Annotated in this window: 22 protein-coding genes and 1 pseudogene; 16 read left to right on the plus strand and 7 right to left on the minus strand. The window is 49.3% G+C overall.

The window, feature by feature from the left end; genetic code table 11:
* The first annotated feature begins 329 nt into the window (after window positions 1-329).
* The 7 genes and pseudogenes from BLS15_RS14325 (at window position 330) to BLS15_RS14355 (ending at window position 5,531) form a co-directional block, all read left to right on the plus strand.
* A complete protein-coding gene (locus BLS15_RS14325) occupies window positions 330-809 on the plus strand; it encodes a MarR family winged helix-turn-helix transcriptional regulator (protein WP_081819899.1) in 480 nt (159 codons plus the stop codon).
* A gap of 5 nt (window positions 810-814) precedes the next feature.
* The gene (locus BLS15_RS14330) at window positions 815-2,044 is read left to right on the plus strand and encodes an MFS transporter (protein ID WP_051614103.1); all 1,230 of its coding nucleotides are present in this window, start codon (window positions 815-817) and stop codon (window positions 2,042-2,044) included.
* A gap of 256 nt (window positions 2,045-2,300) precedes the next feature.
* Window positions 2,301-2,939: an FMN-dependent NADH-azoreductase gene (locus BLS15_RS14335; RefSeq protein ID WP_028532675.1), complete on the plus strand. Its 639-nt coding sequence runs from the start codon at window positions 2,301-2,303 to the stop codon at window positions 2,937-2,939.
* Between the two features lie 141 nt (window positions 2,940-3,080).
* Window positions 3,081-3,302, plus strand: a pseudogene (locus tag BLS15_RS14340) (cell wall hydrolase); the annotation flags it as partial.
* A gap of 143 nt (window positions 3,303-3,445) precedes the next feature.
* Window positions 3,446-3,778 (plus strand): hypothetical protein, encoded by a 333-nt coding sequence (locus BLS15_RS29480; protein ID WP_021254205.1) that lies wholly within the window; start codon window positions 3,446-3,448, stop codon window positions 3,776-3,778.
* Complete coding sequence (gene gerQ / locus BLS15_RS14350; RefSeq protein ID WP_231515121.1) at window positions 3,699-4,088, plus strand: spore coat protein GerQ; 390 nt, start codon at window positions 3,699-3,701, stop codon at window positions 4,086-4,088. Before BLS15_RS29480 ends, gerQ begins: the two co-directional genes overlap by 80 nt.
* A gap of 171 nt (window positions 4,089-4,259) precedes the next feature.
* Window positions 4,260-5,531: an MGDG synthase family glycosyltransferase gene (locus BLS15_RS14355; RefSeq protein WP_090512174.1), complete on the plus strand. Its 1,272-nt coding sequence runs from the start codon at window positions 4,260-4,262 to the stop codon at window positions 5,529-5,531.
* On the opposite strand, the gene cysW is transcribed toward BLS15_RS14355, so the two are convergent.
* The 4 genes from cysW to BLS15_RS14375 all read right to left on the minus strand — a co-directional run bounded on the left by cysW (window position 5,435) and on the right by BLS15_RS14375 (window position 8,587).
* Window positions 5,435-6,280, minus strand: coding sequence for a sulfate ABC transporter permease subunit CysW (gene cysW / locus BLS15_RS14360; RefSeq protein WP_090512633.1), 846 nt, complete (start codon window positions 6,278-6,280; stop codon window positions 5,435-5,437). The two genes, BLS15_RS14355 and cysW, sit on opposite strands and share 97 nt — an antisense overlap.
* 142 nt (window positions 6,281-6,422) lie before the next feature.
* A complete protein-coding gene (cysT, locus tag BLS15_RS14365) occupies window positions 6,423-7,295 on the minus strand; it encodes a sulfate ABC transporter permease subunit CysT (RefSeq protein WP_021254201.1) in 873 nt (290 codons plus the stop codon).
* Window positions 7,296-7,313: 18 nt separating this feature from the next.
* Entirely contained in the window at window positions 7,314-8,393 is a 1,080-nt protein-coding gene (locus tag BLS15_RS14370; protein WP_090512180.1) for a sulfate ABC transporter substrate-binding protein, read from the minus strand.
* Window positions 8,390-8,587, minus strand: coding sequence for a YezD family protein (locus tag BLS15_RS14375; protein WP_021254199.1), 198 nt, complete (start codon window positions 8,585-8,587; stop codon window positions 8,390-8,392). Before BLS15_RS14375 ends, BLS15_RS14370 begins: the two co-directional genes overlap by 4 nt.
* A gap of 373 nt (window positions 8,588-8,960) precedes the next feature.
* Here BLS15_RS14375 and BLS15_RS14380 point away from each other — a divergent pair, with 373 nt between their 5' ends.
* Window positions 8,961-9,785, plus strand: coding sequence for an aldo/keto reductase (locus BLS15_RS14380; RefSeq protein ID WP_090512186.1), 825 nt, complete (start codon window positions 8,961-8,963; stop codon window positions 9,783-9,785).
* Between the two features lie 85 nt (window positions 9,786-9,870).
* Here BLS15_RS14380 and BLS15_RS14385 read toward each other — a convergent pair whose 3' ends face one another.
* Window positions 9,871-10,542 (minus strand): 3'-5' exonuclease, encoded by a 672-nt coding sequence (locus BLS15_RS14385; protein ID WP_090512191.1) that lies wholly within the window; start codon window positions 10,540-10,542, stop codon window positions 9,871-9,873.
* A gap of 19 nt (window positions 10,543-10,561) precedes the next feature.
* Between BLS15_RS14385 and BLS15_RS29835 the strand changes: the two genes are divergently transcribed.
* The 3 genes from BLS15_RS29835 (at window position 10,562) to BLS15_RS14395 (ending at window position 12,451) form a co-directional block, all read left to right on the plus strand.
* Window positions 10,562-10,696 (plus strand): hypothetical protein, encoded by a 135-nt coding sequence (locus BLS15_RS29835; RefSeq protein WP_260612273.1) that lies wholly within the window; start codon window positions 10,562-10,564, stop codon window positions 10,694-10,696.
* A 202-nt stretch (window positions 10,697-10,898) separates the two neighbouring features.
* Window positions 10,899-11,813, plus strand: a complete 915-nt coding sequence (locus BLS15_RS14390; RefSeq protein WP_090512637.1) for an EamA family transporter — start codon at window positions 10,899-10,901, stop codon at window positions 11,811-11,813.
* Between the two features lie 110 nt (window positions 11,814-11,923).
* Window positions 11,924-12,451 (plus strand): hypothetical protein, encoded by a 528-nt coding sequence (locus BLS15_RS14395; RefSeq protein ID WP_021254195.1) that lies wholly within the window; start codon window positions 11,924-11,926, stop codon window positions 12,449-12,451.
* A 146-nt stretch (window positions 12,452-12,597) separates the two neighbouring features.
* Here the strand turns inward: BLS15_RS14395 and BLS15_RS14400 are convergent, their stop codons facing one another.
* Both BLS15_RS14400 and BLS15_RS14405 read right to left on the minus strand, forming a co-directional pair.
* Window positions 12,598-13,686, minus strand: coding sequence for a Gfo/Idh/MocA family protein (locus tag BLS15_RS14400; RefSeq protein ID WP_090512196.1), 1,089 nt, complete (start codon window positions 13,684-13,686; stop codon window positions 12,598-12,600).
* Window positions 13,687-13,691: 5 nt separating this feature from the next.
* The gene (locus BLS15_RS14405; RefSeq protein WP_090512200.1) at window positions 13,692-14,936 is read right to left on the minus strand and encodes an MFS transporter; all 1,245 of its coding nucleotides are present in this window, start codon (window positions 14,934-14,936) and stop codon (window positions 13,692-13,694) included.
* 283 nt (window positions 14,937-15,219) lie between these two features.
* Between BLS15_RS14405 and BLS15_RS14410 the strand changes: the two genes are divergently transcribed.
* The 5 genes from BLS15_RS14410 (at window position 15,220) to BLS15_RS14430 (ending at window position 19,777) form a co-directional block, all read left to right on the plus strand.
* Window positions 15,220-15,852 (plus strand): hypothetical protein, encoded by a 633-nt coding sequence (locus tag BLS15_RS14410; RefSeq protein ID WP_090512203.1) that lies wholly within the window; start codon window positions 15,220-15,222, stop codon window positions 15,850-15,852.
* Window positions 15,849-17,336: a contractile injection system protein, VgrG/Pvc8 family gene (locus tag BLS15_RS14415; RefSeq protein ID WP_090512207.1), complete on the plus strand. Its 1,488-nt coding sequence runs from the start codon at window positions 15,849-15,851 to the stop codon at window positions 17,334-17,336. Before BLS15_RS14410 ends, BLS15_RS14415 begins: the two co-directional genes overlap by 4 nt.
* Before the next feature lie 39 nt (window positions 17,337-17,375).
* Window positions 17,376-18,518, plus strand: a complete 1,143-nt coding sequence (locus BLS15_RS14420) for a pentapeptide repeat-containing protein (RefSeq protein ID WP_090512211.1) — start codon at window positions 17,376-17,378, stop codon at window positions 18,516-18,518.
* Between the two features lie 47 nt (window positions 18,519-18,565).
* Window positions 18,566-19,120 (plus strand): imm11 family protein, encoded by a 555-nt coding sequence (locus BLS15_RS14425; RefSeq protein ID WP_028532665.1) that lies wholly within the window; start codon window positions 18,566-18,568, stop codon window positions 19,118-19,120.
* A 96-nt stretch (window positions 19,121-19,216) separates the two neighbouring features.
* A complete protein-coding gene (locus tag BLS15_RS14430) occupies window positions 19,217-19,777 on the plus strand; it encodes a DUF4280 domain-containing protein (protein WP_021254188.1) in 561 nt (186 codons plus the stop codon).
* The last annotated feature ends 3 nt before the right edge of the window (window positions 19,778-19,780 follow it).

Here is a 19,780-nt window from a genome sequence, read left to right on the forward strand (position 1 = left end):
CAAAATGTAGTGCCGAACAGCTTCCAGCCGACAGGTCAAGTGAATAGCATTACAGCTTTCACTCAACAGGCCGAAGGCTATGCATCAACAGGTGGTATGGGGTCGTCAAGCATTGTACAAAGCGTGTCAGACCAGTCCTACACCTCATAATATAAGACCAAAGACGGTTCAGAATATAGAACCGTCTTTTTTTGATCTAATCTGCTTACTAATATATAACTATTTACATTAGAGTGCTTATTGTTATAATAGTTGTTACGACAAGTTAATAGTTGTTGCAACAACTATTTCTGATTGTGCAGGTGAAATATTAGGAGGTAACACACAAAATGGTACTGCATTTGGAACGAAGGGTAGGTTACATGCTCGGTCAGACACACCGTAAGGTAGCTGCGGAGTTAGGGGCGAGATTCCGCCCTTATGATATGACGATTGAGCAGTGGGGAGTGCTGTTCCGTCTTGTTGAAGAGGAAGGCATTAATCAAAAGGGATTGGCTGAGCGATGCGGGAAAGATCAGCCAACCTTGACACGGATTGTGCAGCACTTGCTGCGCAAAGGGTGGGTAGAGCGCAGAACCTGCGAACAGGATCGGCGCGCATATCGGTTGGCGGTAACTGCTGCCGGGCGCTCTATTGTGGATCAGTTGATTCCCATTGAGCAGGAATATATCGCTCAAGTTATGGCGGGATTCTCAAGCGACGAGGAGCAGCATCTGCTGCAACAACTGCAGCGGATTCAAGATAATTCTGCTGCAGCTGAGAAGGAACGGTTGGCAGCGGCGAGTCAGGAAAGCGGTGCGAACAAGTGAAAGACATGAATGTGGACTATAGAAATAACGATGAGATTCTTGAAGAAAAGCAGCCATTGTGGACGAAGCCATTTGTAGTGCTAGCTGGCTCGAACTTTCTCGTATCACTGAATCTGTTGATGATAACGCCCGCGCTGCCAGCGTATGTGAAGGATGCCTATCAAGCAGACAACATGACTGTGAGCTTTGTCGTCAGTTTGTTCGCTTTGTCGGCTATTGTGACCCGACTATTTGCGGGAAGATTTTTTGATCGGTTCCGAGCGATGAGCATTTTGATTGCCGGTTTGCTCATTTATGCCTTGTCGACAGGCGCTTATGCATTTGTACCATCCTTGGCCTTGTTCATGCTTGTGCGCATGATTTACGGGGCGGGATTTGGCATTACGAGCACAGCCCTAGGGACATTGGCAACGCGGATTATTCCTCCTCGACGCATGGGCGAAGGAATGGGGTATTACGGCTTGTCTAATAGCTTATCCATGGCAATAGCTCCGATTATTGGTTTGTGGCTGCTGCAAAGCTACGGATATGAGTACTTAATTGGAACGACGTTTGTCCTTATCATTATTATTTTTCCAATGCTGCCCCTATTGCGCAGTGCCAAAGCTCCTGCGAGTCAAGCAACCATTCGGCCGCAAGGCTCTTGGATTGATCGGCGGGCATTGCTGCCGTGTATGCTTAATTTTCTTGTCACCATCACGTACGGAGGTATCCTGTCCTTTATAACCATGTTCGGTCAGGAAAGAGGGATCGCGAATGTGAGCCTATTCTTCTTATGTAATGCGATATCTATATTGGTTGTCCGTACATTCGCTGGCAAGTTGTATGACAGCAAGGGACATCTCGCGGTCGTCCCTGCAGGAGGAATAATGTTGGCAGCTTCGCTGGTGGTCTTGGCCTACAGCGCATCGACAGGGATGCTGTGTCTTGCCGCTGCTATGTACGGGCTTGGATATGGCAGTCTGCAGCCTGCATTTCAGGCATGGGCTGTGCAGCGTGTACCTGCTGACCAGCATGCCGCAGCAACAGGTATGTTCTACAATTCAATTGACTTGGGCGTGGCTCTCGGTTCGTTGTTGCTTGGTGCAGTAGCATCAATCACAACTTATAGCAATACGTACCTCGTATCCTCTTTGTCTGCGGTATTGTTGCTGCTCATTTATGCATTTGCTCTCCTTCGAGCGAGAGCTTCTCGGATGAGTGGGCGTGACGAAGCAACTGCTTCTGCCACTTAGGTGGTGGGTCAGAAAGAGCAGAACGACAAGTTGTCTTTGTTAAGCATACAAAATATAAATTAAAAATAAATTTAACTCATTTACTTGACAAAAGTAAGTTATAACATTTATTATACTTACATAAAGTAAGTCAATGACATTAAATAAGCGGACAATTTTGAGTCAACATCATAATTTGCCGCAGGCTATGAGTTATCTTGTCAGAACTGAATGTAAGGCAATAATGTTATACGAATTTAATTATGAGGTGAACATGATGAAAAAAGTACTTGTTATTAATTCGAATCCTAAACCAACTGAAATGTCCTTCGGTCTTCGTCTTGGTGAGCACTATTTGACTGCACTTCAAGCTGATGCGGATGTACAAATCGAGCGCGTAAATCTGTATGAAGAGAACATTCCATTGATCGACGGCACAGTGTTGGATGCTTGGGGTAAAGCTGCCGCTGGTGAAGCGTTGTCTGCAGAACAAACAAGCACACTTGGCCGCATGAACGAAATTTTGGAGCAATTTATTGCAGCAGATGTAGTGGTATTCATTACACCAATGTGGAACCTGAGCTTCCCAACGCTTCTTAAGGCTTATATCGATAACGTGGTTATCGCTGGCCGTACATTCAAATACACAGCTGAAGGTCCAAAAGGCTTGCTCGGAGGCAAGAAAGTGGTTCATATCGAAGCGCGCGGTGGAGTTTACTCCGAAGGACCAACAACAGGTCTTCGCTTCACTGACTCTTACTTGCAAACGATCATGGGCTTTATCGGCATTACCGATTACGAGAATGTCGTAGTAGAAGGCATGGCTGCAACACCTGATCGTGCAGAGGAAATCCTTGCTTCCGCAAAGCAACGTGCTGAGCAAAGTGCTAAAAACTTGCTTGCAGCTGTAAAATAAGCAATCCCAATTATACAAAAGTGTTCGCACCTGACCATGAGCCGGTTCCTATTGGAGCCGGCTTTTTTTCATTTGTCACCAATTAGGCACTCGCACATATGATGGTAACGAATGAAAGGGGGAGGGAGGTAACAGGCACTGAAGGGCTGCTTCTATCAATGGGCTCGTGACGCTGATATTCGTCTAGCTCAACGCGCAATCAATGGAGAGCGCACCTGGCCTGCTTCCTATGCAATGTGGTTCTTTAGGCGGGCGGAAGAGTGCCCAGATACGTGGTTCAATCAACAAAATTCTGGTCGGTATCGAGCGCATTATTTCTTTTCCCCAACTGGGGACGACAGTCCAGCAGTGTACTCGGGGTAACGAGGCTTCATTAAAAAATCAGTCCAGATGAGACTGTAAAGGAGAGAGTGTAGCATGAATTACATGAGTTATGGTTATCCAACTCCGAACCAATCCGGTAATAGTTCGATTTCTCCAATGAGCACGTCAAAAGGCGGATCTTGTTGCGGATCAAAAGCCCCAATCAGTCCAACTCCGACGCCATATCCGGCACAGCAATCGATGCAGAGCATGCCGATGCAGAGCATGCCGATGCAGAGCATGTCGATGCAGAGCATGCCAATGCAGAACATGTCAATGCAGAGCATGCCGATGCAGAGTATGCCAATGCAGAACATGTCGATGCAGAGCATGCCAATGCAACAAGCTGTACAGCCTTTCGCCAATCAGCCAATGCCAATGCAGCAGCCTATGTCAATGCAACAGCCATTAGCTATACAGCAGCCGGTTGCAACGCAGCAGGCAGCAACAATGCCTCCTTCGGTCGCCAGCGGTAATGTGATTACGCCTTCCGGCACGGTTCTGACGGGGCTCCCGCAAGAACAATCCTTTATCGAGAACATTTTGCGATTGAATCTTGGCAAGATTGGTACGTTCTATATGACATATGAGAACAACTCGGAATGGAATGCGAAGATATTCCGCGGTAAAATTGAGGCTGCTGGTCGTGATCATCTCATCATCAGCGATCCGAGAACGGGTCAACGCATCATGCTATTGATGGTTAACTTCGACTATGCGACATTCGATGAGCCGCTTAATTATGAATATCCATTCCGTCAGCCTGAATCTTCTGAAGAACAGTAATTAGGCTATCCGCCAGCAAGCCGCCGCCTCTCCGAGAGGTTAGGGCGGCTCTTTGCTTATATTCACAAAACATCCAACTTCCGTTAAACCTCTGATGAGGAACCAACGTTATAATCCGTGGGAAGGAAGAGAAAGATAAAATAATCTCAGGGAAAGGAGGGAAAATAAAGAATGCATAAAGCTGCTTACAAGATTATGATCTTAACGTCCCGTTTCGGGGAAGGGCATTGGATGGTAACGCAGGCGCTCAAAGGACACATGGAGCGGCTTGGCATGCAGGTTATTGTTGTGGATTTGATGGCTGAGGCGCATCCGATGATGGATGCGATGTTTCGGTTTATATTTATGCAAAGTCAGACGATGTCGCAATACGGGATTCACTATTATGGCTGGAGCTACTATTCAACGCGCCGAATTGAACGTACACATCCACTTGTGCGCACAGGGTTCACACTAGGCAAGCGCAAGCTGAAGCAGCTGCTGCTGGAGCATCGGCTTGACGGCATTATCAGTACATTTCCCTACTTCGACGTCTCATCAGTTGTCCGGCAGATGAACAAAGCGATTCCCACATTTACGGTCATCACCGATTACGATCTCCATCATCGCTGGATATTGTCCACCACAGATCACTACTATGTTGCAACTGTCGAATTAGCCGAACAGATGATGAGAGCCGGAATCGCTCCAGATCTAGTGCATGTTAGCGGCATTCCAATTCGTGATCAATTTGACTTGTACTCTCAGCAGTACACGATGCAGTCCTCCATGCAGAATGAAGAGCAAGTGGAAGCACTATTCCATAAATATGGATTACATTCGGGGCTTCGAACTACGTTAGTAATGTCGGGTGGGCTTGGTGCACAGGCAATATCCAATCGATTTCTTCGCCTATTAGAACGAATTCCGAATCACCAGGTTGTTATTGTATGCGGCAGAAATGAACGCTGGGAGACAGAACTCAAGGAGAAATTCCGTTCATTGAGCAATGTACATGTCTTCGGCTATGTGTCCGCTATTCATGAACTGATGTTATGCGCTGATGCAATGGTTACGAAGGCGGGAGGTGTAACCCTAACGGAAGCCCTCGCTATGCAGGTGCCTCTATTTATCGCGCGCCCGCAGCCTGGTCAAGAGCGGGAAAATGCTCGGTATTTCGCAAGGCATGGTGCAGCTGTTGTCGTGCGGCAGGACGTTGAGCTGGCGATGAGACTCTGCGAGGCGTATAATCAGCCAGCCCTGCTTGAATCCATGAAGCGAAGCATGGTGAGTCTGGCGCGTCCGTATGCTGCGAAACGGATCGCAATAGATATTCTGGACGCGATGACAAGTGAGACCTATCCAGCTCAATCCTCCTTGCGCGTCAGCCAGTGCTTGGATGCAATGGTTAACAATGCTACACATACGAGCAGTGAAGACACAGCGAATGCTGCCGAGAATTGATATTCATTGTATAAAATCTCAATATGGAGCGGCATCGTATTCGTCTCGCCTCGTATATGCCCCGATACGACGGATACCGCCCCGAATTCCCCCATTGCCCTCGCATTACAAATGACTATGCCGTATAACAGTCCCCACTTGATATTGGGCAGCGTCACACGCCAGAACATTCGCCACCCGCTCGCTCCCAAGGTGGCCGCTGCCTCCTCCTCCTGTATTCCTTGCGTCTGCATGAGCGGAATGAGCTCCCTGGCAACGAAGGGGAACGTGACAAATACAGTAGCCAGTACAATGCCCGGCAGGGCAAAGACGATTCGAATATTTTGATTGTCCAGCCACTCTCCAAACCATCCGTTTGAGCCAAAAATTAAAATAAATAAAAAGCCTGCAATGACAGGCGAAATTGAGAAAGGGAGATCCATCATAGTAATGAGCCATTGCTTGCCGCGAAAAGAAAATTTGGTGATACACCAGGCTGCTGCAATGCCGAAAATTGCATTTAAAGGAACGGCGATTGCTGCAGTGACAAGCGTGAGCCTGATCGCTGCTAAGGCATCTGGGTCAACAAGTGCTGCCAGATAGACATCAGCTCCGCGCTTGAATGCTTGCACGAACACGGCCGCAAGCGGGAGCAGAAGGACAAGGGCAATAAAGCCTAGAGCAGCTGTAATGAGTAGGTATCGGACATAGGGGGATTCCGATGTACATGGGCGGGATTGCGGCGCCGATGGCGGGCGTCCTCCTTCCATTGACTTGCGCCTAGTATGAGGGGGGGATTTAGGTTGTTCCGTAAGCAATGAGGTATCGGTCATACGGGTGATCTCCTTGTTTTCGCGTTTTCAAGTATTGTTGATGGGGTGAATCGGAGTGCAGTTTCATCCTTCATTGGCTCTAATGGGGCATAACGCGTCTGCCCATTCTCCATTGAATGAAATTGATGATAAACAGCAGGACAAAAGATATAACAAGCAATACAAGTGCAATAGCCGTGGCTGCGGCATATTCATATTGCTCCAGCTTCGTCATAATAAGCAACGGTGCAATCTCAGTCTTATATGGCATATTGCCGGAAATAAATACAACGGAACCATATTCGCCAATTCCGCGTGCAAAGGCAAGCGCAAAGCCTGTCAGCAGCGGCGGTATGAGTTCGGGGAAAATGATTCTGGAGAATACCGCCCAACGCTTGGCACCCAAGGTTGCCGCTGCTTCCTCAACTTCCGTGCTCCATTGCTCTAAGATTGGCTGAACGGTTCGCACCACGAAGGGGAAGCCAATGAAGGTCAGCGCGATCATGATGCCAATCTGTGAATAGGCGCTCTGTATGCCAAGCGGATACAACAGCTGTCCAATCCAGCCGTTCTCTGCATAGATGGAGGTCAGAGCAATGCCTGCGACAGCAGTAGGGAGTGCGAATGGCAGATCAATCAAGCCGTCTATCCATCGCCTTCCCGGAAATGAATAACGGACAAGCACCCAAGCGACAATCAATCCAAAACAGACATTGAGGAGTCCCGCGGCACAAGAGACGATAAAGCTGATCCGATACGCTGCGATGACACGGTCATCCAGCACCGTGCTCCAAAACTCGCCCCAGGTTAATTCAGATGACTTCAAGACGATGGCTGACAGCGGTATGAGTACGAGGAGAGACATATAAATCAGCGTATAGCCTAGTGTAAAGCGGAAGCCGGGAAGCACCGAATACGATGCTTTCCTCGGCTTGATGGGAGATCGGTCAAGGTGAGCGGATTGTGTGGTCATGATATCCAGTGCTCCCTTCTACTTTTTATAAATTTGATCAAATAGTGCTCCATCAGCGAAGTGCTTCTGATGCGCGGCTTCCCATCCGCCGAAGTCATCCTGAATGGTGAGCAGCTTAAGTTCGGGGAACTGTGCCTTGTGCTTGGCCGCAACGGCTTCTAAGCGTGGGCGATAATAGTGCTTTGCTGCAATTTCTTGTCCTTCCTCTGAATACAGATAGGATAAGTAAGCTTCGGCGACTTTGCGGGTTCCTCGCTTATCCACCGTTTTGTCGACGACCGCTACAGGCGGTTCTGCCAATATACTTAGCTTAGGAACGACAATTTCGAATTTATCCTGCCCAAGCTCGTTCGTGGCGAGGAAAGCTTCATTCTCCCAAGAGATGAGTACATCACCGATTCCTCGCTCCACGAAGGTGGTCGTTGCTCCGCGCGCGCCTGAATCGAGTACGGGGACATTGGCATAGAGGGCGGAGAGGAATTGCTTCGCCTTCTCTTCATCTTGTTTGTTCTCAGAGAGGGCGTACCCCCAAGCGGCGAGATAATTCCAGCGGGCGCCTCCGGAAGTTTTGGGGTTCGGTGTGATGACTTGAATACCGGGCTTGATGAGATCGTTCCAATCATGTATTCCCTTAGGGTTGCCCTTTCGTACAAGAAACACGATCGTGGAGTAGTAAGGGGCGCTGTTATGCTCAAAGCGTGTCTGCCAGCCCTCTTGAATCAAGCCAGCCTTGCGAATCGCATCAATATCGTACGCAAGGGCTAGGGTGACGACATCGGCCTTCAAGCCGTCGATGACAGCGCGTGCTTGCTTGCCGCTGCCGCCATGTGATTGCTTCACGGTGACGTTCTGTCCGGCCGCTTCTTTCCAGTGTGCGGCGAATGCCTTGTTGAAATCAGCGTATAGCTCACGGGTTGGATCGTAGGAAATGTTCTGCAGTTCCACAGTCTCTTCAGAAGCAGTATTTGGCTTAGCTCCTTCTGCTTCTCCCTGTTTGCCTGAACCTGAATCGCTGCGTCCGCAGGAGGCCATCAAGGCGAGCGTCAACACAGAAAGCAGGATGATGATACGTACAGGTAAACGACGTTGTACTTTCATCGGGATTGTCTCCTTTCTTTTGCGCCTTCCAGCTCGAAGCGGGTGCGTTCTGTCCGCTCCAGCTGTACAATGTGGCCGTCATGGATCGTGATGGTCAGTGATCCATAGTTGAGTCCTTTCAATTGTTCTGCGATTCGCTCCAGCCACTTCGGATGGATGGTATCTAACCCGATTTGCGTTGGTTGACTGCTCATATACATTCCTCCCTTGAACATGAATGCAAAAAAACCGAAGACACCCCTAAACATGCAGTTAGGTATGCGTCTCCGGTGATCCGGTCGACAGAAGTCATGAGTCGTTGTTCATAGTTGATTAATCATTATATTTCCTATAAGATAACTAAGGTATTGGTGTTATGGCAGTATGTTATCAGCAACCGGATAGGAAGTCAATGCAGCTGCCCACTTATTTCCAAAGTTATATTAAGTTCTGGGAAATCGTGAAATGTGCTTGCCCGAAACGCGTTTACAATAGCTTTGTTATGAGGTAGGACAGGATGGTTTGCACCAGACTGCCGTTTACGACTATACTGAAATTGTTGCTATATTTATGAAGGAGGCAATGAACATGCAAATTACGTTGAACAATGGCTTGAGCATGCCGCAGCTAGGTCTTGGGGTATGGCGCGTTGAAGAGGGACAGCAGGTGAAGGATGCAGTGAAGACTGCATTGGAGACGGGCTATCGCTTAATCGATACGGCAGCTATTTATCAGAATGAAGCAGGCGTTGGCGAAGCAATTAAAGAGTCAGGTGTGAAGCGTGAAGATATATTCTTGACGACGAAGGTATGGAATTCTGAGCAAGGATATGATGCAACTCTGAAGGCATTCGATGAGAGCTTACATAAGTTGGGAACCGACTATCTAGATTTGTATTTGATTCATTGGCCAGTTCCTTCCCGGGATTTGTATGTGGACACATACAAAGCATTGGAGAAGCTCTATGCAGACGGACGCGTGCGTTCGATTGGCGTATCCAACTTCCATATTCCTCACTTGGAGCGTTTGACGCAGGAATGCAGCGTGAAGCCGGTTGTGAATCAGGTGGAATGCCATCCTCGCTTGGCTCAGAACGAGCTGCGTGAATATTGCCAGCGCCATGATATTTATTTGGAAGCTTGGAGCCCGCTGATGCAGGGTGGAGATATTTTGCAGAATGAAGAGATCGCTGCAATCGCGGCTGCACACGGCAAGACACCAGCTCAGGTGGTTATTCGCTGGCACTTGCAGCATGGCCATGTCGTCATTCCAAAGTCAATTACACCATCGCGCATTCGCGAGAACTTCAATGTATTTGATTTCGAGTTGAGCAGTACTGAGCTGAGCAGCATCGATGCACTTAACGAAGATAAGCGAGTAGGTCCGAACCCGGATGAATTCGCAGTTACGTAACAGCAATTATTCGTTCGTTGCAACCCTGATATAGAATGGGAAAGTAATAGAACACGGTTTGCCCCACCTCGGGACAAACCGTGTTCTATTTGTCTTCGTCCATATTCCAATTGGCAAGCGCTGCGAATGGATTGTCCCGATCCTCATTGCTTGTATCATCTCGATATACAACATTGCTCTCATAGCTCGGATGTTCTTGAACCTCATTGCGAGTCAACTGAATGTGCTCTTGCATCTGTATATATACGAGTGCTGTGTTGTAGGCATCATCCAGTGCCCGGTGCTGATTCCCGACGAATGGGACGTCCAGTGCTTCCAGCGCAGCCTTAAGTCCAATCTGCTGATTATGCTCACGTTTCAGAGCAGTAGATACTTGCTTTTGCAAATTGTTATGATTGCGAAGCCAGTGCAGTGGAATCTTCTTCTGGCGGCATTCCTTTAGGAATTGGGATTTATCATCCGGCCCCCAGGAACATAGTGCATAGTCATCTGTGTCAATCCACGCGATGAATTGATCAAGGACATCCTGCAGGGTGGAGGCATGTGTAATATCCTCTTGTGTAATACCGGTAAAATTAACAGTATCATCTGTTAACTTGGGGGAAAGAGTCGGTTTGACGAACGCTTGAAACGTGTCAGCAACGGTGAATGTTCCCTCGTTCTCCGTCACTTTCACCGCCCCAATTTCAATGATTTCGGCAAACGCCCCTTTTTTGCGCTTTACGGTCATTTCCAAATCATAAATAATTGCTAACATGGTGCCGCTCCTATCTTTATTGACAGCGTATGATGCTTATATTGTAACACAAGTTGCGCCGGTCGTTGGAGGAACTACTTGGATTCTGCTGCTGCCCGAATTGAATCTATTCATTGACAGCGTGAAGGAAGCTTACTACAATGGAAGGGCATAAATAGAACGGTATGCACCAAACTCTATTTACAGTGTCGGAAGCTGTGAATAGAGAGGCGAAATTTTGCAAAGGCGTGTGAGTGGCCGCGTTCGGTAGAAGAACGTATGGCTTTGTATTGCCACAGCGCTTGGTTTCGTTCGCCCCCTGCTTAGAACGCAGGGGGCTTTTTTGCGTGTATAAGCGAGAGGAGCTTGACATCAATATGAAATTACTTCAGTATGCTTTGCTTGTATTCCTTGGGGCTTGCAGCTATGGAACTCTGTCTTCCATAATGAAGCTCGGGATCGGAGAAGGGTTTACCGTTCCAGAGATTGTAGGCGGACAATATTTCTTTGGATGGCTGATGCTTGTGGTTATGACACTACTCTTCTCACGACATAAGCTGCGCTGGAAGCAAGCCTCGGTGCTGCTCGCTTGCGGATTGTCTGTGAGCTGCACTTCGATTACGTACGGCCTTGCCGTAGGAGAATTGCCAGCCTCCATAGCCGTTGTATTTCTATTCCAATTTACGTGGATTGGTGTATTGCTGGAAGCGGTTGTTACGCGCACGCGCCCTGAACCGATGAAGATCATTTCGGTTATCATCCTGCTCGTAGGTACTGTCTTCGCGGGCGGTCTCGCTGATCATGGATTGTCCGGATTGAGCTGGAAAGGGGCGGTGTTCGGAATGATTTCCGCAATATCGTTTGCGATATATATTTTTGTGAGTGGGCGTGTTGCAACCGATGTGCCTATTTTGACGAAGAGCTTATCCATGATTACGGGGGCAATGGTTGTTGTATTCCTCATGTTCCCGCCAGCATTAATTATGGATGGCACCTTGGTAGATGGATTGTGGAAGTTCGGATTACCTATGGGGCTGCTGGGCATTATTATCCCAGTCATTTTCTTCGGAATAGGTGTCCCGAAGATTGGTTCTGGATTAGGCACGATTCTAGGAGCGGCTGAGCTGCCGGCAGCGGTAGTGATGTCTGTACTTGTTCTCCGGGAACAAGTTACGATGTTGCAGTGGGCAGGAATCGTACTGATTTTAGGAGGCATCTGTTTGCCGCAGCTGACTCTGGTGAATCAAAAGAAGGCGAGCATAAGAGAGAAGATAGAGCGTGCAGGTGCATAATAAGAATAATAATGGCATATTGTCGAATGGAGTAGGAAGGGGAATCGGTACAGCTCGTCGAAGTGGGAATAAAGCTACTGAACAACCTGTGGGAAAGGGAGAAATGCGCTATGCATCATGTCGTATATCAGAAACAGAAAGCAGCAGCCCGATTGTTCATTGCATTCATTTGTATTCTATTCTCGGCGGGCCTTATCGTTCTGGCCGTGCTCGATTTCAAATTGCCGCTCAGCTTGCGAATTGCCCTGGCAGCGGCTGCATGCATTGGATTCGCTTATTGTGGGAGCAATCTCGTCGTATCCGTGCGTGCATTAACAGCAGGAACCAATATCCTATTGACCTATGACCAAGAGACGATATGGAATGAATATGGGCTCCGCGCAGCATGGGCAGATGTAGTCGATATTCGTGTCGAGCAAGGTCGAGTGGGCATCTTGTTCGTACCGGTATTCCCCAAGTTCGTCGTCGTTCTTAAGGATGGAACGAGCAGGAAGGTTGAGACGTTCCATGTATTGACGGATCAGGAGATGAACGATTGGAGGGTTCGATTGAAGCAGCATCAGAAGGCTGTTCAAGGCAAGGCAGAGGCCGCGGAGCAATCGATGCCACTCGAAATGAAAGAAATTACACTTACCTAAGATGTACTTGTATTTGGGTATCCGGATTGGAACATATATTCATAATCCCTTTTAATAGAAAGAACAATGAGGCTAGTACGTCCCTAACTGGGAAGTACTAGCCTTCTTCTCGTTGCCACAAGGGAATTGATGATTTACGATCTGACCTAATTCTCCGTACCCAGCCATAAATCAATCGGCCGCTGTACGGCTGCGTGGAATGGCAGCACAATCTTGCGCCCTAATCGGGCGGAGGCATATGCTGCGTAGATGATTTCGAGTACGGCACGCCCGTCCTCGCCTGTTACGCAAGGCTCTAGATTTTGCCGGACACAGGTAATGAAGTGCTTCAATTCCTGTGGATATCCTTGATTGAATGCTTCTTCATAGATGGTGAACGACCACCCTTGGGTGGAGCCTGCCTTCTCCATCGCATAATCATAGCCATGTTCGCTATAGGTCAGAGCAGCGTTGCCTTGAAAGAGGTCTGCATAGCTTACTCCCTTCGTACCGTATACTTCTATGTTGTCTGTCATCCCGCCAGGCTTCGCCCAGCTGTCCTCCGCGATTGCCGTTACACCATTCTCGAACTCTACGATCGTAACCGCATTATCTTCGCCCTTCGTTATCGCGCCATGCAGTACAGTAGACATTGTCGCATATACGCTTTTCACTTTGGCGCCGCCCATCATCCAGCGGAACCATTGCAGCGCATGGCAGCCCAGATCCATGAGCACGCCACCGCCAGCCTGCTTGATGTCATAGAACCAATCACTGTGCGGACCAGAATGCTTCTCTGCCTGCTTCAGCATATACACATCGCCAACGGCTCCCAGCTCGATCAGCTTGCGCACCCGCTCGAACTTCGGCGCGAAGCAGAGCTCTTCCGCATACATGAGCTTCACTTCTGCGCTGCGGCATGTCTCGATCATCTCGTCGGCCTCTTCCAAGGTAACGCATAGCGGCTTCTCTACGATAACGTGCTTGCCCGCTTGCGCAGCCGCAATACATACGCGGTGATGGAGGAAGTTCGGCAGGCAGATGTCCACAACCTCACAACCGGAATGCGCCAACAGCTCATCCATGTCTGTATACACTTGCGGTATTCCATGCCGTGAAGCGAATGCTTCTCCTTTCTCACGATTGCGGGCATAGACAGCGACTACCTCTGCCTCTGGAACGAATCGGGTAAAGGACTCCATATGAATGTCGGCCACGAAGCCAGCGCCGCAAATGGCTACTTTCGTACGATTCATTACGCTTATCTCCTTTCAAATGCCGCATCATGCTGGTGAACAGCATGTGTGGATGGTTTCGATTTGAACAGCAGCAGGAACAACAGTGCCACGACAAGCGCAGCGCCTGCCGGGTACAGCCAGAAGCTCTTCCATTGTGCAAGCGCAGCCGTTCCGTTAGCTGTCACGGTATCGTTGAACAGACTGCCGGCAATAAGTGAGCCGAAGTAGATGCCGATTCCCTGCGTGAACAGGAGCAGCAAGCTTTGTGCCTGCCCCTTTACTTGGCTGTCTGCTTGCTGCTCGGCATAGATGAATCCGGTTACAAAGAAAAAATCATAACAGATGCCATGGAGAGCGATGCCTACGATCATGAGTGATCCAATCTGATCAGGCGCACCGAAGGCGAATAGGACGTAACGAAGTGTCCAAGCAAGCATGCCGATCAGGAGCATGATTTTGATGCCTAAGCGGCGGAAGAAGAACGGGATAAGCAGCATAAAAGCGATTTCCGACATCTGGCCGATCGTCATCACGCTGCCTACATTGGCGAACCCAGCAGCCTCTAAGAAGGGAGACGCAAACGAATAATAGGCTGCAAGTGGGATGCAAATAAGCATCGAGCAGATGATGAAAACACAATAGCTTCGCTCCTTAAGCATCTGCAGCGCGTCAAGACAGAGCAGGTCGCGAACAGAGAGAGGCTTTCCTCTGGCGGGAGCGGGCGTATTGGGCAGAGTGAAGCTGAATATACCGAGCAAGAGGGATGCAATAGCAGAGATGTAGAAGATGAAGGAACTGTCGGAGTAGCCCAGTTGGCCGATAAGGACGCCTGCCACAATCCATCCGATTGTGCCGAACACACGAATCATCGGGAATGTCTTTGCAGCATCCGCAATATGGTGAAAAGCTACATTGTTGCTTAGTGCCAGTGTAGGCATATAACACAGCATATACAGAAAAAGCGTCCACAACAGCGTTGTTCCGCTGCCTGCCTCGACTTGCCTGCCGACCATCCATAGAAGTGCACTGCCTGCAAGATGAAGGAGGCCCATCACTTTCTCAGAGGCGAAGAAGCGGTCAACTACCATGCCGAGGAAGAAAGGAGCAATAATGGATGCAATCGCTCCAACGGAGTAAGCGGTTCCAATAATGGATGACAAGCCATATTTGCTGAGTGTAAGCCCCGCAGTGGCGTACCAAGCCCCCCATACGAAAAATTGCATGAACATCATGAATGATAATCGTGGAATAACGAGCCGTCGCTGCATCTGCCTCCTCCTCACTTTATTTTACAACGATGAATGTCTGTGCTGTAACGCTATTATCATTCATATTCAACTGAGTTGTCTACTACGCATACAAGTTGCTGGCAAATTGGTTCACATAGAAGGATCATTTTTTTGTGTTTCCCCTAAAAACAGGAAGGCCCAGCCTTCATAAGATTCCAGTATTTGCCGATATATTCAATAATGATTAGGATATTTATACAATTTTGGTAAGAAGAAAAAAAGACCCATCAGATGAAAGATTCCAAGTGAGGGGGAATTGGCGATGAAGCATGCGAAAAATCAGCCTAAAATCGACTCGCCCGGTGCTGGATCAGTAGGATCTGAAAAGCAGCGGATGCAAGACGAGCAGATGGCGGAACATGCGGCCCGTATGAATGCAGAGGAGAAGTGGCGAGAGGATATGCGCAACGGAGTTCACCATGGCGGCGTCGATCTGAACGGCACGATTGTGGAATTCGAAAAGCAAGACTTTTTCGAGCCTGGACTGAGCTTTTTATTTCCGAAGGATTTTCTCCTGTGTACGCTAGAGACCGAACAACAGATGGTTTATCAGAATGAGGCTCATGCTCTGAACATCATCTTGCAATATACAGAACGTCCTGAGCAGGCCATCGACTTGAGGCAGATGAAGACGGATATGATTCGCAGCATGGCAAACATGGAGCTTCATACCGAGTGGCTGGAGGATGGAACGGAGGAAGTGAATGGGCAGCCGATCCATTACTGCTCCTTTTTGAATCCAGTGGCGCATGGCAAGGTGTTCAATTTTCTGTTTTTTGTAGATGCTGGACACAAACGCCTTATCGCCAACATTAACGGGAACGACAAGCATGTAACACGATGGTCCATCATCGCGCTGGAAATGATTCGATCGGTGGAGGTGGCGAGCGCATGAGTGTATCGACATTGTCCTATCAAAATGTACGAATAAAGCCATTTCCCCATATGCAGTTGCTGGAGCTCGCCATCGTGCAGCAGGTGAATGAACACGGAAAACTTACCTTTACGGGCGTTGTCGCGGAGGAGCATAAAGACAATGATCTCTTTTCGCTGAACGAGCAGACGCCGGTTCAGGTGATGGAGCTTCTGGAGCAGGGCGGAGAACGGATATTGTTTTCCGGGATTGTCACCGAGATGCGCATCGAACGGACGAGAGATGTATATACGATTCACGCGGAAGCATGGACAAGTTCCGTCATGTTGGATATTCGCGTCAAGAGTAGATCTTTTCAAGACGCTTCGATGACATACAGCCAGTTAGTTCGGAAAATGGGCGCGGATTACTCCAATTACGATGTGCAGTACACGACGGATCATAATCCGGGTATCGGGCAGTTCGTCCTACAGTATAAGGAAACGGACTGGGCATTTTTGAAAAGAATGGCCTCTCGCCTCGACACGGTTGTGGTGCCCGCCGAGAAATTCAAGGACGTCAAATTCTTCTTCGGCTTGCCGGATACCGGGACGGTCAAGAAGCTGGATGATTACCAATATGTCGCCAAGAAGAAGCTGGCGGATTATATGGCTTATCACCATAATATTCGGCCGGATTCCCAAGAGAGCGACTTTATCTCTTATGAGGTAACGACCAGACAACTGCTGCATCTGGGTGACGCTGTAGACTTCCAGAGGGCGAAGCTGTATGTCGGGAAAGTCGTCTCGACAATGGACAAGGGAGCTATGTCGCACACCTATACGATTACTACCCGCAAAGGTTTGAACCGGGAATTGCCATTCAACGAAGCCATTCGAGGAGCTTCGATAGGAGGAACGGTTCTGGCGATTAACAGAGACAAGGTCAAGGTAAGGCTCGATATCGATAAGAATCAGGATGCTGGAACTGCGCACTGGTTCCCTTACTCTACTGTATTTGCATCTGCGGATGGAAGCGGCTGGTATTGCATGCCAGAGGCAGGGGACAGTGTGCGCGTGACATTCCCAAGCGAACGGGAGGAGGAGGCATTCGCCATCAGTTCGGTCAATTCCTATGCCGGCGAACCTGCAGGTGCTTCTCCGGGTGGCCAGGGAGCGGGTGCATCGGCATCCAGCGGCGGTTCGCAGGATCGGATGGCCGACCCGAATGTTCGTTACTTCCGCAATTCGGCAGGCATGGAGGTTACGTTAGCGCCAGGTCATGTGCTCATTTCGGCCAATAATGGGCAAGCGACGATTATGCTGGATCAGAGCGGCTCGATCACGATTGCCGGTCAGAAGGAAGTGTCGCTGACGTCCAAGGAGAATGTGACCATCCGGGCGGACAAGAAATTGCTCATGACGGCTAGTGAGGAAATCGCGATAGAAAGCCAGAAGGGCGGCAAAATCGTGCTGAATAGCGGTGGAAATACGGAGCTCAAAGGAACCGAAGTATTTACGAACTAGCCAACATTTCTGGCGCTTGGTGCGGAAAGGACGATCAAAGTGACAAGAGAAGAGGCGCTGCGTCATTGGCTGGATACGGCTGTGGCCGACAAGCGCATGGAGCTGATGTTGGCTCTCCATCAGGAGGTGCTGGCGCATCGGGACAAGCTGACCGGCGAATGGATCGAGTCGTTCAAGCAGCTATGCGCGGACATCCGCCGCATGCAGGATGAGAAGCGGAAAGGCAAGATCAAGTATATTCATTATTCAATCCTGCGGAGCCAGATTTTGATCGGGGATCATCGCTGCCGCATAGCTGCGTATGATGCACAGTGGCATGGCGACACTTCGACATGCACGGCCGAGTATGAAGCGGGCTGGGCGTTCGCTAAGTTGGACGAATTCAAGCGGCATCTGTCCGAGACCAGTAAGAAGTATGTCGGCAAGCTTCTGCCGGCTGACGTGGCAGTTGTAGTGCAAGATATCGTCTGGTACATGGCCTATTTGATCAAGCTTGCCAGATATGCACTGAGAGAGGCCGTGCGAACAGACGAATTCGCAGCAATTGATAAGGAAGATGAACTGTTCATCTATGTAGGCGAGCACCGGGATCGCGGAGAGCTGGTGCACAGATACGAGGCAAGAACCAAGGATGTCGAGACGCTGAAGGAGATGTTCTCTGACAGCGGCAGATCGGAATATGTGTATGAAGTTTTTCGTGGCGCGAATTTGAGCGGCATGTACTTTCAACTGCTGAATCTTAGTTTTGCCGACTTTTCCGAAAGTGCATTGGTTGGCAGTTTGTACTTGGGCTGTGGGCTAATCGCAGCCGATTTTCGCGGAGCGAATCTGCAAGGAGCTGACTTGAGCAATAACATCTTGCATGGTGCGAGCTTCCGTGAGGCGAATTTGCAATCTGCCAAGTTGGAGCATATCAAGGCGGGAATGAGTTTTCCGTCGCAGGAACAGCTCCATATCCCACCCTTCATGGAGACAAGCTTTGCGGGGGCGAATTTAGAGCAGGCGAGCTTTCGGGGAGCAGAGCTTAGGGGAGCTGACTTCCGAGGGGCGGTGCTGACGGGAACGAGCTTCGCGGATGCGGACTTGGCCGGGGCGATGTTCCGGGCGTCAGATGTGAAGCGGCTTGATTTAACTGCTGAGCAGTTGGAGCACATCATCATCGATGGAAGCGATAAGGCATGATCAGCGAAGGTTGGATGGTTAGGCTGGGTTGAAGGGGATGAGCAAAGGTGGACTACTTTATCATTTCGCAGGATGAGTGCGTGGAAAATAAATTTCAATTCGCTGGCTTGAAATCCACCAATAAAACGATTGAGCTTACGCCGGATCGGGCGGATGAAATCAATGACATTACGGCTGTATTCGTCGAAGGCCATGCAGACAGTGTATATCCCGATTATATTGGCAAGCCGGTCGTTCTTGTAGCGGATGAGCTGAAAAAGGTACTGGAGCGGCATAATCCGGAATTGGCATACAAATGCGCCGTGTTGTCAGATCCGAAGAACAGCATGCAAAAGATATATTGGCTGCTTCTATTGCCGAGGGTGGATTGTTTATCGGATCGTACTGTCTTCGACAAGACGGGGGCAGTGAAGCGCATCGTCATTGATCGAGCGAAGGCGGACGGCCATGCGGTATTTCGCGTACAGGGATTGCTGGAGAAGCACGTCTTCATCAATCTCGATGTCGCCGAGAGCTTGCTGCGTAAGGAACTGCTGGGCATCAAGCTGGAGAAGGTGGAAAGCTGCTGCGAGCCGGATCCTACATCGTTTGATTCTGCATAGTTTGGATCCTGCACAGTTGGTACCCTTGTCGGTTTGTACTCCACACTGTTTGTACTCATGCATATTTTATACCCTCGCATAGGATGTGCTCTCGTTATGTTCGAGACTTGCATCATTCTGTTCGCAAACGTTGCGGCAGATAACGGTCAGGAGGAAATGGAAATGGAATTAATGATGGATGACGGAGGCGGACAGAAGGAGCCGAAATACGTCGTGCACGGTGCATATTGCTTTTGTCCCCAAGGGTCACGTCCAGCACGGATCGTCGTTCCAGCAAGCCATGGGGATTACATTCATGATCAGCCGCAGCTGAACGTGAACGATTGCGTGCCAATGGTCAATATCAGGCCGTTCGGCTTGTGCAAGAGTACGAGGAACCCTGCGGTGCAGGCCGTCATCAATGCGCTTCCCCCGATGCCGAAGCAGGAGGAGGCTGGCTGGTTCGCCAGTCTTTTTATTAAGAAAGAGGCACCACCGCCCGAAAAAGTGCCGGAGCCCGAATGTGTGGCGATGTGCGTGCCGAATATTACGTTTCCGTGGCAATCCGGGAAAGAGGATGTGTTGATCGAGGAGGCGCCCGCACTGCTCGATACGTGTTGGAATAAATGCGTATACGGTGAAACCATCAAGATTGTTCATAACGGTCAAAGGGAGTAAAAG

The sequence above is a fragment of the Paenibacillus sp. cl6col genome, assembly GCF_900102125.1.
In the GTDB taxonomy this organism is placed as follows: domain Bacteria; phylum Bacillota; class Bacilli; order Paenibacillales; family Paenibacillaceae; genus Paenibacillus_B; species Paenibacillus_B suaedae.

Bases quoted from the DNA above. Each gene is read 5' to 3' on its own strand.
- BLS15_RS14325 (WP_081819899.1), top strand. From the start codon at position 330: ATGGTACTGCATTTGGAACGAAGGGTAGGTTACATGCTCGGTCAGACA.
- BLS15_RS14330 (WP_051614103.1), top strand. From the start codon at position 815: ATGAATGTGGACTATAGAAATAACGATGAGATTCTTGAAGAAAAGCAG.
- BLS15_RS14335 (WP_028532675.1), top strand. From the start codon at position 2,301: ATGAAAAAAGTACTTGTTATTAATTCGAATCCTAAACCAACTGAAATG.
- gerQ (WP_231515121.1), top strand. From the start codon at position 3,699: ATGCAACAGCCATTAGCTATACAGCAGCCGGTTGCAACGCAGCAGGCA.
- BLS15_RS14355 (WP_090512174.1), top strand. From the start codon at position 4,260: ATGCATAAAGCTGCTTACAAGATTATGATCTTAACGTCCCGTTTCGGG.
- cysW (WP_090512633.1), bottom strand. From the start codon at position 6,280: ATGGAAGGAGGACGCCCGCCATCGGCGCCGCAATCCCGCCCATGTACA.
- cysT (WP_021254201.1), bottom strand. From the start codon at position 7,295: ATGACCACACAATCCGCTCACCTTGACCGATCTCCCATCAAGCCGAGG.
- BLS15_RS14370 (WP_090512180.1), bottom strand. From the start codon at position 8,393: ATGAAAGTACAACGTCGTTTACCTGTACGTATCATCATCCTGCTTTCT.
- BLS15_RS14375 (WP_021254199.1), bottom strand. From the start codon at position 8,587: ATGAGCAGTCAACCAACGCAAATCGGGTTAGATACCATCCATCCGAAG.
- BLS15_RS14380 (WP_090512186.1), top strand. From the start codon at position 8,961: ATGCAAATTACGTTGAACAATGGCTTGAGCATGCCGCAGCTAGGTCTT.
- BLS15_RS14385 (WP_090512191.1), bottom strand. From the start codon at position 10,542: ATGTTAGCAATTATTTATGATTTGGAAATGACCGTAAAGCGCAAAAAA.
- BLS15_RS14390 (WP_090512637.1), top strand. From the start codon at position 10,899: ATGAAATTACTTCAGTATGCTTTGCTTGTATTCCTTGGGGCTTGCAGC.
- BLS15_RS14395 (WP_021254195.1), top strand. From the start codon at position 11,924: ATGCATCATGTCGTATATCAGAAACAGAAAGCAGCAGCCCGATTGTTC.
- BLS15_RS14400 (WP_090512196.1), bottom strand. From the start codon at position 13,686: ATGAATCGTACGAAAGTAGCCATTTGCGGCGCTGGCTTCGTGGCCGAC.
- BLS15_RS14405 (WP_090512200.1), bottom strand. From the start codon at position 14,936: ATGCAGCGACGGCTCGTTATTCCACGATTATCATTCATGATGTTCATG.
- BLS15_RS14410 (WP_090512203.1), top strand. From the start codon at position 15,220: ATGAAGCATGCGAAAAATCAGCCTAAAATCGACTCGCCCGGTGCTGGA.
- BLS15_RS14415 (WP_090512207.1), top strand. From the start codon at position 15,849: ATGAGTGTATCGACATTGTCCTATCAAAATGTACGAATAAAGCCATTT.
- BLS15_RS14430 (WP_021254188.1), top strand. From the start codon at position 19,217: ATGTTCGAGACTTGCATCATTCTGTTCGCAAACGTTGCGGCAGATAAC.